Consider the following 14,826-nt stretch of genomic DNA (forward strand, 5'->3'; position numbering starts at 1 on the left):
CTTTGTTCTCTAGCTGTGGCTTGACGACAACTTGAAAATTCCAGATAGTTCTAGTGAATTGCGATCGCATTTTGTCGAGAAGGCGATCGCACTCCATACTTTTGAGACTGGAAAGGCGATCGCACTCTATACTTTTGAGGTGTAAATTACGAACTACGAATTACGAATTACGAATTACGAATTACGAATTATTTCCACCATCGCCCTACATCCATAATTGCACGCCAAACCTCTGCCGTTGCTGCTTCACCACCTAATGCAAAGATAACTGGAAACAATACCTCTATATCCTGCAGCAAATTAGGGCGAGTGCGAACAGATAAATGGTGAAGGGTATCTTGCCAAAGTGGAAAAAGTATGGCGGATGGCATTTGTGACAGACCGAAAGCTAAGGCACGGAGGGTATTGATGCGATAATACTCATTATCAATTGCCCTAGCAGCAGTGAGTGCTTCTGGTAATACCTCTGGTAGTTTGTCGGCTAACTCACCGAGGGCATCGGCGCGATCAGAATCATCCTCCATTGCCCTGGCTGTAGCAAGTGCTTCTGGTAAAATTTGTGGTAGTTTTTGAGCTAAGGCACTGAGGGCATGGGCACGATAACGGTTATCCTGAATCTCTCTAGCAGCAGTAAGGACTTCTGGTAATAATTCTGGTGGTAGTTTCTCGGCTAATTCACTATGCACAAAAGAAGACTCATTGTGAATCGCCTCGGTAGCAGCAATAGCTGCTGGCACAACTTCTGGTAGTATTTGGGCTAAGGCAATCAAAACCGCAGCACGATCACAGTCATGCTGAGTTTCTCTAATCGTAGCAAGGGCTTCTGGCAAAACTTCTGGTAGTTTCTCTACTAAAGCTATCAAAGGATGGGCGCGCTCGTAATGATCCTGAATTTTCCGAGCGATCGCTAGGACTTCTGGTAATAATTCTGCTGGTAGTTGCTCCGCTAATTCACTTAAACGATGACCACGACAAGACTCATCCTCAATAGCCTCGGTAGTAGCAATAGCTTCGGGCAAAAGTTCTGGTAATCTTTGGGCTAAGGCAATCAAAACCGCAGCACGATAATAGTTATACTGAGTTTCTCTAGCCGCAGTCAGGGCTTCTGGCAGTAGTTCTGGCGGTAGTTTCTCTACTAAAGGTATCAAAACTTCAGCACGAGTCATTTCATCCTCAATCTCTCTGGCAGCAGCAATAGCTTCGGGCAAAACCTCTGGTAGTTTCTGGGCTAAGGCCATCAACACCTGAGCACGATCATACTCATTTTGAATCGCCCTGGCAGCAGCAAAAGCTGCTGGCAACAAATTTGGTGGCAGTTTGTCTGCTAACGCACTCAAGGCTTTGGTAAGATAATACTCATCCTCAATCGCCATAGCAGCAGCAAAAGCTTCTGGCAATAACTTTGGTGGCAGGTTGTCTGCTAAGGCACTCAAGGCTATGGCACGATTACGCTCATTCCCAAGCGCCACAGCAGCAGCAAAAGCTTCTGGCAACAACTCTGGTGGCAGTTTGTCTGCTAAGGCACTCAAGGCATCGGTACGATCATTCTCATCCCTAATTTCCCTGGCAGCAGCAAGAGCTTCTGGCAACAACGCTGGTGGCAGTTTGTCTGCTAAGGCATTAAAGGCATCGGTACGATCATTCTCATCCCTAATTGCCCTGGCAACAGCAAGAGCTTCTTTTAACAACTCTGGTGGCAGTTGATCTGCTAAGGCACTCAAGGCTTTGGTAAGATAATACTCATCCCCAATTGCCCTGGCAGTAGCAAGAGCTTCTTTTGGTGGCAGGTTGTCTGCTAACGCACGCAAAGCATAGGCACGATAATACTCATCCCGAATCGCCCTGGCAACAGCAAGAGCTTCTTTTAACAACTCTGGTGGCAGTTTATCTGCTAAGGCACTCAAGGCATAGGCACGATTCCGCTCATTCCCAATCGCTCTGACAACAGCAAGGGCTTCTGGTAATACTTCTGGTAGTTTATCTGCTAAGGCACTCAAGGCATAGGCACGATAATACTCATTCCCAATCGCCCTGGCAACAGCAAGGGCTTCTGGCAATACTCCTGGCAGTTGATCTGCTAAGGCACTTAAGGCATAGACACGATAATACTCATCCCCAATCGCCCTGGCAACAGCAACAGCTTCTTTTAACAACTCTGGTGGCAGTTGATCTGCTAAGGCACTCAAGGTATCGGCACGATAATTCTCATCCCGAATCGCCACAGCAACAGCAAGGGCTTCTTTTAACAACTCTGGTGGCAGTTGATCTGCTAAGGCACTCAAGGCATCGGCACGATAATACTCATCCCAAATCGCCCTGGCAACAGCAAGGGCTTCTGGTAATACTTCTTTTAGTTTGCCTGCTAAGGCAATCAAGGCTTTGGTACGATAATACTCATTCCGAGCCACCTTAGAGGCGGTGAGGGCTTCTATCAACAACTCTGGTGGCAGTTGATCTGCTAAGGCACTCAAGGCATGGGTAAGAGAATCCTCATACAGAATCAACCTAGCGGCGGTGAGGGCTTCTTTTAACAACTCTGGTGGCAGTTTATCTGCTAAGGCGCTCAAGGCATCGGCACGATAATTCTCATCCCGAATCGCCCTGGTAACAGCAAGAGCTGCTAGCAACAACTCTGGTGGTAGTTTATCTGCTAAGGCGTTCCTGGCATCGGCACGATAATACTCATCCCAAATCGCCCTAGTAACAGCAAATACTTCTTTTAACAACTCTGGTGGCAGTTTATCTGCTAACGCACTCAAGACTTGGGCACGATCATAGTCATTCCCAAGTGTCCTGGCAGCAGCAAGAGCTTCTTTTAACAACGCTGGTGGCAGTTTGTCTGCTAACGCACTCAAGGCATCGGCACGATAATTCTCATCTCGAATCGTCTTGGCAGCAGCAAGTGCTTCTTTTAACAACTCTGGTGGCAGTTTATCTGCTAAGGCACTCAAGACTTGGGCACGATGATTCTCATTCCCAAGTGCCACAGCAGCAGCAAGTGCTTCTGGTAATACTTCTTTTAGTTTATCTGCTAAGACATTCAAGGCTTGGGCACGATGATTCTCATCCTGAATCGCCCTGGCAGCAGCAAGTGCTTTTTGCAGTGCTAATTGTTGAAGATTTGGTGGCAGATAATTGACTAGTTTTGCCAGTGCGTCGATTTTCTCTTCTAGCTTTGGTTTTTGCAGGGCGTAAGCTAGTCCTTGTTCGGGAGTCCACTTCTTGTTTTTGACTAAAGCAATTAATAAATCTCTTGGTAAATTAGCTGCCAAACTATTCAGGGATGTAGTAATCAAAGCATAGCGACACTGCAAACTTAATGTTGATGCAGTCCAATTCCTTTGGGCTAATTCCCAAGCACGAGATATATCTGTGATGTAACCCCCTGTTTGTGCCAATTGTTCCCGCACTTCAAACCAGCCATTATTGCCAGTTGCCGACTCTTCCCACAATAAAGAGTGAATCTCTGCAAAAAGTCCCGCCTTTTCCAAATGCCAAACTAAATGCTGATGAATGTAACCATCATCAGGTAAGGTATGCCATAAATTATTCTGGGTTTTCTGCCGATACTTCTCCACAACAGCAGTATGAGCATCAGTCAGATTTAAACCTAACCCTGGCAAATCTCCTCTCCGCTTTGGCTGTGGCGTAGCAGTTAACAAATTACAAGCTAAATCATGGAATAAGTCATGTAAACGATAGGTAGGCGTACCATCAGCAAGGGGTACTCCTGTTAATAACAATGCTTTATTCCGTAAGTATTCCAACATCTGGGCAGCATCACGCTCATCCATTGCCCACAGCGTCGCCGCCATCATCTTATTAATGTTCACATCCTCCGGCAACACCCCCAACCAAGCAAAATGCTGCTTTTCTTGAGGTATTCTCTTGACACTCAAGTTTAATGATGCTGTTAAACTCAAGCGTTTTAAACTCGCCTCATCGGTAATTTCTTGGGCTTCCGGTCGGTCAAAACTGGTTAATCTCGCTACCTCTTGCTGAATATCTCTCAATAGTTCATCCCAAGTCGTACCACTAGCAACTTCGGCCGCTGCAAGTTCCAACGCGAGGGGGAGATAACCAACACCTTGAGCTAAATTTTCTGCTGAGTGACGTTCTGCACCTGTAATTTCCCGTCCTAATTTCTTCGTCAGCAACGCCATAGCTTGAGTTGGTGTCATGATATCCAGGCTGTAGGTGTTAGCTGCTAAAGCATCGGCAATTGCTGCTTCACGAGTTGTGACTAAAACCTGACACCGCACCCCACCCACATTAAACGCTTGGGCATCTTGCGTATTCCATGCATCATCCACCACTAGCAACACAGCTTTGTCATAAAGCAGCGTCCGTAAATGATTAGTAGTTGCTTCTACACTAGTAGGTTTAAAGCTGTAGTCTCCTAATGCTTGTACCCAGTCACTAATTAAAGACAGCACATCAGGCTGTTGACCTAATGTAGCCCACAAAATCCCATCACAAAACCGAGTTTGGATTTCTGCATCTACTGCTAAAGCTGCGGCTAAGGTCGATTTACCCACCGAACCCAAACCATGAATCGCCGTAATTACCAATGTGCGATTATCTTCTGTGAGCAGGCGAGTTTTTAAATCATCGCTGTATTCTGGGCGTTCAACAAAGTGTGCAGGTAAAGGTGGTGCTTGAAATATGGCAAGTTGAGTTTGGGGTACAACAGCAACACCCTCATCTTCAGGGTAATTAACTTCTAGTTGTTGAGGTTTCTTTGGTTTGTTGCTTTGCCATACCTCATCAAACTTTTCCAGGTTCTTTTCTTTATCCCTTGACCATAGCTTTAAAGTAAAGTGCCACTCATCAGCACCCTTGGTTTGAATCCGGTTATCTTCCAGAATTTTGACAAAATCCTTCAGTAAATGCAGTGCGGCGCGGATTTGCGTTTTAGTTAACTTACCTGGATATTCGTCTTTTTGCGTCAACAACTCCAAAGTTACCAGAGTTGTGTTCATCGTCAGCTTGGGGTTAGGGCTATCTTCTTCTTTCCAGTGATACTCAATATTCAAATTATCTTCCGCAAATTCCCCAGCCGCAAAACCAAGCAACGCCGCCAATAGACGCTTAACTCGCGTTTTGATTACATCTCCGTAAGTAGTTTTTGGCATTGCATTTCCAAAATCGACCAAAAAGTTTGGGGCTACCCCAGTTTGAAACCACTACCCCAAGCTGATTGAATCCTGATTTTAAAGCATTTCCCCAGAGTTTGGTTGCTTCAGGACACAACCCCAAAGAGATGCTTTAGCTACGCCGACTTGGGGCATTGGGCATTGGTAACTCTTTGCTATGCCCTATGCCCTATGCCCTATTCCCCATGCCCACTTAACGTTGAAATTGCTTCAGCGCTTTATACATTTCTGGTAGCCGGTTATAAACCGCACATACTCTGAGATATAGTTTGTGGGGAATGGCGGGAGTACCAGAGACAATTTCTCCTGGTGCAACATCATTATGAACTCCTGCTTGCGCGGATGCGATCGCACCGTCGCCAATTTTGACTTGATTGGCTATTCCGGTTTGTCCAGCTAGGATGACGCGATTACCAATTTCTACGCCACCAGCCAGTCCAGCTTGTCCGGCGATCGCACAACCAAAGCCAATTTTGCAACCGTGACCAATTTGCACTAAGTTATCAATGATTGTATCGTGACCTATCCTGGTTTCGCCGACGGCGGGGCGGTCAATGGCGCTGTTAGAACCAACTTCTACGCGGTCTTCTAAAACAGTGTAGCCGGATTGTTGCATTTTTACCCACCCACTACGTGTAGGTACATAGCCAAACCCTTCAGCACCGATGACAACGCCACTATGAATAAAACAATCTGCACCAATTTGGCTGCGTTCGTGGATGGTACAGTTAGCGTGTAAGGTAGTGCGATCGCCTATGGTAACATCGGGATAAATGACGACATTCGGGTAAATAATCGCACCATTACCAATTTTTACTCGCTGCTGAATCACTACATGGGGGCCAATGTAAACATCGCTACCAATTTCGGCTGTGGGGTCAATTACTGCCGTGGGATGAATTGCGGGGCTGGGGCGGTATGGTTGATAATAAACTGCGATCGCTTTAGCAAAAAACAAGCGTGGTTCTTTAGTAGCTACCCAAACAATATTCCGTTCTTGGGCTTGCGCCTGTAAGGTTTTGTCTTCTGGAAGGATTAACGCACCAGCATTAGTTTTACCCACCCAAGAGAAAAATTTCGGCCCTTCTATATAGCTGAGATTACTACTATTAGCTTCATCAATGGCTGCTAAGGCTGTAATTTCTGGATCACTGTTGGGGTTAGTGTTGAGGCTATGGTCAGTAACAATATCATCAAATCGGCTGATAATTTCGCTGAACTTCATTGTTATTTATTGATGAGACATAAACAAAAGCAAGATAATTGTCGCTCTTTGTCAGCCAGATGTTCACGATTTACATTTTTAAAATAGTGATCGCACAGTATGATGTAGAGGCGATCGCGCCTGTAAACGCCACCATACAGCGATTGTCAGTTGCGGAGGAATTTTCTCTTCACCAGTCTCTAGTTTGTCAACGGGATAACGAAACCAACATACTTTCCAACCGTGATTTAGTTCCTCAGCTAATAGCCAGGCTTGTTCGTAGCGGACTAAATCACTGATCCAAATTGGTTCTAACCCCGCTTGCTGAGAGGTTTTGACGATAAACTCAGCAAAAGCGATCGCATCTTGTCGATGTTTCTTGATACCCTGGGGTATATAAGTTTCTGCATACTGCCAAAATAAAGTTTTGAAGTTTTTACCGAGTGCGATCGCAGTGCGTGGTAGTAGTTTTGATAATAAATTTAATCGCTTCCACTTTAGAGAATTGGCAAACAAGTTAACTTGTGGGGTAGCAAGTTGAGATAAATTCTCTATTTCAGCATCGCTTAGTCCCAATTCTGCACCAACGACTTTTGGGTTAGCAAAGAAACTGTTCCTGAATTCAGTATTAGTATACAGTTGGGCTAAAATCTGCTGCGTTTGTGCTAAACCCATTTACCATGACTCCTGGCGATATGTCGTGCTTGTTGCAGTTCTGCGACTAATTCTGCAAAGGCTGGTAAGTTTTCATCTCGTTCGAGAACCATTCCTTTGACTGGAAACTTGGCGACAACATCATCCATCAGTTGCCAAATTTCGGCTGGTGTCGAGTGGGAATGGCTATCAATCAACACACCATCATGCCAATGTCCACCGACGAAATGCAACTGTACAACACGTTCTAGGGGTAATTGTTGCAGAAACTGCTGCACATCATAGCTGTGGTTAACAGCATTAGTGTAGAGATTCGTCACATCTAACAGCAACCCACAATCAGCACGTTCTGCTACTTCTGCTAAAAATTGGGCTTCTGTCATCTCCGCACCAGGAAGCGCCACCAAATAACTAATATTTTCTAATATTAATGGCACATCAATCCAGCGACGCACTTCAGCGATGTTACGACAAACAACTTCCACAGCTTCCTGGGTATAAGGTAGCGGTGATAAATGTCCAATATCAATTCCCCCAGCTTTGGTAAAACAAAGATGCTCACTCCACCAAGGCGGGTTAAGCTGCTTAATCAGTGCTGCTAGTTTACTCAAATAATCTCTATCCAAACCTTCAGCACTACCTAACGACAAATTAATTGCATGGGGAATTAGGGGGAAATGCGCCGCCAGCAATTCTAATTCCTGCTGTTTTGCTGCGGGTGCATCTAAATAATGTTCAGCAACAATTTCTAGAAAGTCTACTGGCTGACGATTGAGAAACAATTCACTTTTAAAGAGTTCTCTAAAGCCTAACCCCACACCTAAATTCGGGAGATGAGATAACATCTTATTAGCAATTCAAAATTCACAAAGCCATATATGACAAGGTTCCAAAGTTTGCACCTGTGGCTAAATTTTGGAGAATTGGGAAGCTAAACCACATCTAATTTGCATAATCTTCAATTGTATATTTATTGTGGGGCGGGCATCTTGCCATATGTGTCAACTTAAGCTGAAAGCTATATACGGCGCGTGTTGTACAAAAACCCTCGCCCTCATCCCCTAACCCCTTCTCCCCCTGGAGAAGGGGAATTAAATCTCTTGCTCCCCTCTCCCTGTGGGAGAGGGGCTGGGGGTGAGGGCAAAACCCTGCAACCAAGCGGGTTTCACGTTAAGTTGACACTACTGGCATCTTGCCCGCCCAATCTATGCAAGTTAAATGCCTTAACAGCTTATTTAACCACTGCAGCCACCACAGCCACCACCGCAACCGCCACCGCAGGAACTTCCACCACTGCAGGAACTTCCACTACTGCAACCACTATCAGAGGAGTTGCTTCTTTGGCTACTGGTTCTAGATGTCGCAGGATAGAAAACTTTGTAGTATGAATCGTATTCAGTACCAGCGAGTGCTTCCACGCCAAAGAGTGCTACTAGCAAATTGTAATTAAATCCTGAAAGGAAGCTAGAGTTCTTCGCCTTAGTCTTCAATTGAGCAAATGTAGCTTGGAGTTGTTGCAGGTAAACTTGTCCTCGATAGCTAAGGCGCGATCGCATCCGGCTTAACCATAAAATACACATTATCGATATGACAGCCATAAATATGAGCAGGCTGACATTATGATGGTTATTTTCTAAAGCAATCAGGAGTTTATAACCACCTAAACTGAAAATAATTGTAGCCGCAATTAAGCCAACTTTATAATTCCATCTTTGCCATTCTTGAGCATATAATAGTTGTTCATTGCGTAGTTTTCCTTCAAAAGTATCGCAATATAATACTACTTTCGAGGCTATTACCCAGAGAGATTTTGCTTCTGGAGTTGTTGAATAACTAAAAAACACTTCTCTCTCTATAGGATGCAATTGCAATACATTCTCATGCTCTGATGTTTGGCTGATTTTCTCTCCAGTAATCTGTAGATAATTCTTTTGAATTAAACTCAAAATTGCTACCTTTACTACTTCTAATACTCCCTCACGAAAGTAAGCAACTTCGTAAGGATCTGGTTCGCTAGGGATTAAAGGTAAAGGTTGATTTGTTGTCGGATCTTGTACAAGTTTCCAGCAACCAAAAAGTGTCAAGCTAATGACGCTACCATACAAAAGTAAGAAGTTTGGCCCGTACATATCTGCAATTGGGTTATGTAGCAAGGCTTCCATAAGGTTTTACTCCCAATTATCACACCACTAGTACCTCAAGGCGGAAGTCAAAAGGAGCCAGTGCGTTGCGCGGGTTCCCCGCGTTGTAGCAACTGGCGTTCAAAAGTCAAAAGTCAAAAGTATTGTTTTCTCTGGCTTTGACGTTTTATAAATGGTCTATTGATTCCCGCCAATTTGTACGAAATATATTAGCTCCATATATACAAACAACAAGAGTTATCGTGTTTACGGAAAACTTTGATATTAATATCAGCAGTGCATCAGTTTTTCCGCCATAACCCACCCTACCACTGCTATTTTGAATCTTGTACAGACGCGATTCATCGCGTCTCTGCAATTCTTCATTAATTAAAAACCTGAATCCTCAAACAGAAATTAATCAGCACTCATCACGGGTAACTTGGTTCCGCATCTTTTGCAAAACCCAGCATCCGCATCGTGGTAAGCTAAACCGCACCCAGAACAATTTGCTTCTATTTGATTTGCAGTTTTTACCAATCGCTTAATTAAATCACCAACTTGCCAAGGAATTAAGGCGATACCTGTCAAAATCATCAATACTGTTAACCAGCGTCCTAATTCAGAAGCGGGTGTTACATCCCCAAAACCCACAGTTGTCATGGTGACAATGGAAAAATACAATGCATCTAAAAAAGTGGCGAAACTTTGGGGATTAACAGGATGTTCAACTTGATAAATTAAGCCAGAGTAAACAAATATAATCGCAAATAAGGTAAATAATATTCGTGCAAATATTACCCCATCTTCAGTACTGACACTACCAAAGAAAAATTTTTTATCGATAAACCTGATTAGCCTTAAAATCCGAAACCATCGTAATAAACGAATAAAGCTTAAATCTACAGCTCCTAGAAAAAATGGCAAGATAGCAATTAAGTCGATAATGGAATATAGACTAAAAAAATACTTGAGTTTATTTTCTGCGCTCCATAGACGGATGGCATATTCAACTGCAAAAACTATGAATATAACAGTATCAATAATTTGTAATTGGAAACGGAGAGAATCAGGAATATTATAAGTTTCTGCTACGAAAATTCCTGAAGATAAAAGAACCAATCCGGCGATAGTTAAGTTAATTACTTGTCCTAGTGGTGTTTCTATGTCTGTTAAATAGAATTCGGCTTTTTCTCTGCTCAGTAACATATATAACCCTAACTATTTTTCAGTATTTCGTAGAAACAACATTTAAAATGCGATATTCTTAACAAGTATCTTTTTCCACTCCTTAGGTAATATGGATCGTGAATATTTTATGCGCCTAGCGATCGCAGAAGCAACAAAAGGTGATGCACCTTATGGCGCAGTGATTGTGAAAGATAACGAAGTTGTTGCCGTAGGTCATAATACTGTAAGACGAGATCACGATCCATCTGCTCATGCAGAAATCAATGTTATTCGTAGTTTAACAGCTAAAATTCAAAATCCTTCTTTGACAGGGTATAGCATATATACCACTGCTGAACCTTGTCCTATGTGTGCAACTGCTTGTGTGTGGACGGGTATCTCTGAGATTATCTATGGTGCTTCTATTCAAGATTTAATTTCCATCAATCAATCACAAATTGAGATTTCTTGTGAAGAGGTGATTGCTAAATCATTTAGAAATATCAATGTGATTAAAGGAGTTTTAAAAACAGAATGCTTGGCATTATTTAATTAAACGCCAAGCATTCTATTTTATTTAAATAGCGATTGATTTGTCACTGATTAAAAAAGCCAGATCAATTGGGGGATTCTCCCCCAAACCCCCGATTGGGTGACGGTTGCGTCCCCCAAACCCCCTCCAAAATTATTGTTCTGTTTTCTTTATTGAGTAACTAGTTTTTTTGGTTTTGTTATCAATTAATTTTCTTAAGTGAACTGTATTTCGATATAAAGTTACTGTCTTTTCCATATTTGGATATTGAATAAAATAAATAATACAGTTTTAAAAAAAGAATGCGACATATGGGTAGGGGAACGGCACCTGTAATATAGTTGATATACCTAAAGATTGTAGATGCCGTGCCCATACAAAGAATTTATCTGTCGCAAACATTATTTGAATTTGTATAAACTTTAGTTTATTAGTAATAATTTTCATAGATAATTAATCGCCGTCATTTAAATATGCTAAAAATGTATTAGCAAAAATGGCAGCTTGAGTGCGATCGCGTAAATTGAGACGATTCAACATATTGGTCACATGGTTTTTGACTGTCCCCTCAGAAATGTAGAGTTGTTGGGCTATTTCTCGATTACTAGCGCCTTGAGCAATGAGGCGTAAAACTTCTTTTTCTCTAGGAGTAAGTTCTGCTAAACTCGGCGGAATTTCTGGTGGTGGGGTAGGTTCTAAAGTGGGAAACTGCATCAATAATTTTTTGACTATTCCTGGCCCTAATTGGGTGTAACCTTTGTGAACAGCACGAATTGCAAAAGCTAATTCTTCTGAAGGTGTATCCTTGAGTAAATAACCCATTGCACCATTCTGGAGTGCAGCTTTGACATATTCATCATCATCAAAAGTTGTTAATACTAAAACTTTAATACCGCTAAATCGCTGTTGAATTTCTCTTGTAGCTGCAACTCCATCCATAATCGGCATTCTAATATCCATCAATACTACATTCGGTTGCAATTCGGCAATTAAATTCAGTGCGATTGCTCCATTTTCCGCTTCCCCTACAATTTCTAAATCTGTTTCTAATTCTAATAAGGCTCTTAATCCTTGACGAATTAGATTTTGGTCATCTACTAGTAATACTTTAATCATCTATTCAGCCTCATTAGAGGAATATCAACTATAATTTTACAACCCTCTCCAGGTGTACTGTTAATATTAAATACACCACCAATTGCTAAAGTGCGATCGCGCATACTTTGCAAGCCAAACCCAGTAGTATTTTGCTTAAAGTCAAAACCTTGACCGTTATCCTGAACAGTTAAATGTAAACCCCTAGGAGTTTTATCTATTTCTATCCTCACTTCTGTGGCTTTAGCGTACTTAGAAACATTAGTCAATGATTCTTGAATGATGCGGTAGATAGCAATTTTAATTTCGCTAGGTAAAGGATGATCTAAGTTAATCATGCAAATTGGTGAAAAGCCATTGGCATGATGAAAATCTTCTAATAGTTGATTAATTGCTTGCTCTAATGATTGTTCTTGTAATGGATGAGAACGCATCGTAGAAATAGATTGTCTCACATCTTGTAATGCTTTAGAACCTAATTCTTTCGCTCTTTTCAAAAAATCATGAGCTTTATTAGGATTAGATTGCGACAATTTTAAAGCTGTTTCTAATTGCAGATTTAACGCTGTTAAGGAATGTCCCAAGGAATCATGAATTTCTCGCGCAATGCGATTACGTTCTTCTAAAGTTGCTTGGTTCTCAATGCGGAGAGCATATTGACGCAATTTTTCGTTAGCAACAGCTAATTCTTCCCGACTTTGGCGTTCAGATAATACTGTATTCATTAGCATTAATACAAAAATCAAACTTAAGCCAAATAATAAAGATAAACTCAGAGTTAAAAATTGAAATCGTTCTTGGACTTGGGGAATAGGAGAAAAATTCTGCCACTTACGTTGTAGTGTCAGCCAAAATAAAAGAAATGATATAGATGTAACTATTAAACGCCCTGGTAATTGAAAAATTAAGCAACTACGAGTTACTAAAATCATATAGATAAAAGGAAAGAGCCGAGAAATTCTCCCACCTACGAAACCAGTGGTAAAAATCAAAAAAACTTCAATAGCTGTAAAAATTATTTTACTTATCTGGTTGCCGGTGGGTAATCTCAAACCCATCAAACCAAAAATAATTAAACAGCCAGTTGCAACTATTAAATTCTCGGGACTGGGTTCGTGAAACCTACCAGCAAAACGTGGCGGTGGTGGAGATGGCATAATCGCAGTTAGCATAGCGATCGCTAACAGTATCCACTCTAAATAAAGTAGAAATCGAAACGGATGATTGTTAATTTGTATTGGGGGTTTCATAAAACTAAAAGTTAATTAAATGAATTAATAAAATTCTTTGCTTAAATTTTTAGTGAATAATACTTCTACATAGCAAGAGCTTGATTACTCAAATTCTTACAGCATGGTTTTTATTTACGTACATCCACCGAGTTAATTGCAAGCCTTTTAAATAGAAATACAAAAATAAACTGCTAAATCAGCAGTTTTTTCACCTTAATTTAATTTAGCTGAAATTACTAGTATGATTGCTCATGAATGAATAATGACTAAAGTCATGGGTGTATCCGTGACTTTTGCCTCATGTGTTTACCAAAGACGAGTTCGTAAGATGGTGACATCAGAAAAAGAAAAAACACACGAGGTCAATCATGAAAGTTAAAACATTATCCTTGGTAGCTGGTGCGATCGCTTTAACTTTAACAGCAACTCCCTTTGCGGCTCAAGCACAACGAGGTTTTTCTGGACATAAGCAAGTAGTTGCACAAAACACCAATGGACAACGTGGAGAACGCCCAAATAAAGGGCCTTGGCAACAATTAGGGTTAAGCGATGCACAAAAAACCCAAATTCAGCAAATTCGCCGCGATACCCGCACCCAAATTGAAGGAATTCTTACCCAAGAACAAAAAGACCAGTTAAAAGCGCAATTTGAGCAACGTCAAGCGCAAAGAGGTCAGCGTCGCGCCCAAGGTGCACAACGTCCCCAAGGTCAACAGCCTGGTGAGTTTGGCAAAAAAGGTTTTGAGTCTCTGAATTTAACAGAAGCCCAAAAAACCCAAATCAAGCAAATTATGCAGAATTCACAACAACAAATCCAAGCAGTTTTGACTCCCGAACAACGCACAAAATTACAGCAAATGCGTGAGAATGCACGTGCACGCTGGCAACAACGTAATTCTAACCAAGGCACACAACAACCATAAGTAAAATCATAAAATAAAGGCTTACTACCACTTTCTACCCCATCAAAAATAAGTGTTAATTCCTAAGATTATCTTGGTTGTTTGTTTGTTCTAAACCATTGTTAAAAACTAAATTCCCAACTTTAGCCAAGAAGTTGGGAATTTGCATATCACAATCTACAAATAGAAGATGATGCAACCTGTTACTGCTTCCGCAAATGCCATTCCTCGCCTGCAACAACTCTTAGATTTACTTGACCGTAAAGCTGAAGCTCAAGGGCTAGCTGTGCCGCAAATAGTATACATCGAAAAATTGCAGTTGCTTCCTCAAGGCACTTTTGGCAGAGCTTGGGCAGATTTATTGCAGCAAAATAACTTAAAACCCTTCACTACAGGCCCTCGTCGCAAACAACTCCACGATGGTATTCATGCGATTACAGGCTATGGTACAGACTTGATTGGGGAAGCAGAAGTACAGGCTTTTCTCTTAGGAACCAAGTTTAGTCCTATTAATTTTATGTTGGGTTTGGGGCTATTACGTGCGATCCACAGATACCAAAATCATCGGCAAAAGTTTAGTTGGGAAAAATTGTGGCAAGCATACCAACGCGGTTATCACTCCCATTTAGACCCCGATACTTGGCAACCAGAATTATTTTGGCACTTACCGTTAACTGAGGTGCAAGTTTTATTTGGTATAACCCAGAATCAATCATCAAAATTGCTGTAGAGACGCGATTAATCGCGTCTGTTGATTTTAA

The 14,826-nt window shown here is 41.8% G+C and carries 11 protein-coding genes; 3 read left to right on the forward strand and 8 right to left on the reverse strand.

The annotated features are described in order from the left end of the window. Positions 1-188: 188 nt before the first annotated feature. The 6 genes from AACU25_RS07920 to AACU25_RS07945 all read right to left on the reverse strand — a co-directional run bounded on the left by AACU25_RS07920 (position 189) and on the right by AACU25_RS07945 (position 10,343). Positions 189-5,135: an NB-ARC domain-containing protein gene (locus tag AACU25_RS07920; protein WP_321206576.1), complete on the reverse strand. Its 4,947-nt coding sequence runs from the start codon at positions 5,133-5,135 to the stop codon at positions 189-191. A 214-nt stretch (positions 5,136-5,349) separates the two neighbouring features. Then, positions 5,350-6,381 carry a UDP-3-O-(3-hydroxymyristoyl)glucosamine N-acyltransferase gene (lpxD, locus tag AACU25_RS07925; RefSeq protein WP_096574666.1) on the reverse strand — a complete coding sequence of 344 codons (1,032 nt, stop codon included), beginning with the start codon at positions 6,379-6,381 and terminating at the stop codon, positions 5,350-5,352. Between the two features lie 78 nt (positions 6,382-6,459). Then, complete coding sequence (locus AACU25_RS07930) at positions 6,460-7,035, reverse strand: hypothetical protein (RefSeq protein WP_096574667.1); 576 nt, start codon at positions 7,033-7,035, stop codon at positions 6,460-6,462. Next, positions 7,026-7,859, reverse strand: coding sequence for an MbnB/TglH/ChrH family RiPP precursor modification enzyme (locus AACU25_RS07935; RefSeq protein WP_096574668.1), 834 nt, complete (start codon positions 7,857-7,859; stop codon positions 7,026-7,028). The genes AACU25_RS07930 and AACU25_RS07935 overlap by 10 nt, the downstream gene beginning before the upstream one ends. Before the next feature lie 390 nt (positions 7,860-8,249). After that, on the reverse strand, positions 8,250-9,176 hold the full coding sequence (locus AACU25_RS07940) for a TIGR04222 domain-containing membrane protein (protein WP_096574669.1): 927 nt from the start codon (positions 9,174-9,176) through the stop codon (positions 8,250-8,252). A 375-nt stretch (positions 9,177-9,551) separates the two neighbouring features. Continuing rightward, positions 9,552-10,343 carry an ion transporter gene (locus tag AACU25_RS07945; RefSeq protein WP_096574670.1) on the reverse strand — a complete coding sequence of 264 codons (792 nt, stop codon included), beginning with the start codon at positions 10,341-10,343 and terminating at the stop codon, positions 9,552-9,554. 91 nt (positions 10,344-10,434) lie between these two features. Between AACU25_RS07945 and AACU25_RS07950 the strand changes: the two genes are divergently transcribed. After that, positions 10,435-10,860: a nucleoside deaminase gene (locus AACU25_RS07950; protein ID WP_096574671.1), complete on the forward strand. Its 426-nt coding sequence runs from the start codon at positions 10,435-10,437 to the stop codon at positions 10,858-10,860. Between the two features lie 429 nt (positions 10,861-11,289). Here AACU25_RS07950 and AACU25_RS07955 read toward each other — a convergent pair whose 3' ends face one another. Both AACU25_RS07955 and AACU25_RS07960 read right to left on the reverse strand, forming a co-directional pair. After that, a complete protein-coding gene (locus tag AACU25_RS07955; protein WP_096574672.1) occupies positions 11,290-11,952 on the reverse strand; it encodes a response regulator transcription factor in 663 nt (220 codons plus the stop codon). Beyond that, positions 11,949-13,181, reverse strand: coding sequence for a sensor histidine kinase (locus AACU25_RS07960; RefSeq protein WP_096574673.1), 1,233 nt, complete (start codon positions 13,179-13,181; stop codon positions 11,949-11,951). The genes AACU25_RS07955 and AACU25_RS07960 overlap by 4 nt, the downstream gene beginning before the upstream one ends. A 350-nt stretch (positions 13,182-13,531) precedes the next feature. On the opposite strand from AACU25_RS07960, the gene AACU25_RS07965 reads away from it, so the two are divergent. After that, positions 13,532-14,086, forward strand: coding sequence for a Spy/CpxP family protein refolding chaperone (locus AACU25_RS07965; protein WP_096574674.1), 555 nt, complete (start codon positions 13,532-13,534; stop codon positions 14,084-14,086). Positions 14,087-14,255: 169 nt separating this feature from the next. Continuing rightward, the gene (locus AACU25_RS07970) at positions 14,256-14,795 is read left to right on the forward strand and encodes a Coq4 family protein (RefSeq protein WP_321206768.1); all 540 of its coding nucleotides are present in this window, start codon (positions 14,256-14,258) and stop codon (positions 14,793-14,795) included. The last annotated feature ends 31 nt before the right edge of the window (positions 14,796-14,826 follow it).

Origin of the sequence: Tolypothrix tenuis PCC 7101 (assembly GCF_963874875.1) — a bacterium.
GTDB lineage: Bacteria > Cyanobacteriota > Cyanobacteriia > Cyanobacteriales > Nostocaceae > Aulosira > Aulosira tenue.

What these genes read in the sequence shown, in the direction of transcription:
- AACU25_RS07920 (WP_321206576.1), bottom strand. Translation starts at nt 5,135, where the DNA reads ATGCCAAAAACTACTTACGGAGATGTAATCAAAACGCGAGTTAAGCGT.
- lpxD (WP_096574666.1), bottom strand. Translation starts at nt 6,381, where the DNA reads ATGAAGTTCAGCGAAATTATCAGCCGATTTGATGATATTGTTACTGAC.
- AACU25_RS07930 (WP_096574667.1), bottom strand. Translation starts at nt 7,035, where the DNA reads ATGGGTTTAGCACAAACGCAGCAGATTTTAGCCCAACTGTATACTAAT.
- AACU25_RS07935 (WP_096574668.1), bottom strand. Translation starts at nt 7,859, where the DNA reads ATGTTATCTCATCTCCCGAATTTAGGTGTGGGGTTAGGCTTTAGAGAA.
- AACU25_RS07940 (WP_096574669.1), bottom strand. Translation starts at nt 9,176, where the DNA reads ATGGAAGCCTTGCTACATAACCCAATTGCAGATATGTACGGGCCAAAC.
- AACU25_RS07945 (WP_096574670.1), bottom strand. Translation starts at nt 10,343, where the DNA reads ATGTTACTGAGCAGAGAAAAAGCCGAATTCTATTTAACAGACATAGAA.
- AACU25_RS07950 (WP_096574671.1), top strand. Translation starts at nt 10,435, where the DNA reads ATGGATCGTGAATATTTTATGCGCCTAGCGATCGCAGAAGCAACAAAA.
- AACU25_RS07955 (WP_096574672.1), bottom strand. Translation starts at nt 11,952, where the DNA reads ATGATTAAAGTATTACTAGTAGATGACCAAAATCTAATTCGTCAAGGA.
- AACU25_RS07960 (WP_096574673.1), bottom strand. Translation starts at nt 13,181, where the DNA reads ATGAAACCCCCAATACAAATTAACAATCATCCGTTTCGATTTCTACTT.
- AACU25_RS07965 (WP_096574674.1), top strand. Translation starts at nt 13,532, where the DNA reads ATGAAAGTTAAAACATTATCCTTGGTAGCTGGTGCGATCGCTTTAACT.
- AACU25_RS07970 (WP_321206768.1), top strand. Translation starts at nt 14,256, where the DNA reads ATGATGCAACCTGTTACTGCTTCCGCAAATGCCATTCCTCGCCTGCAA.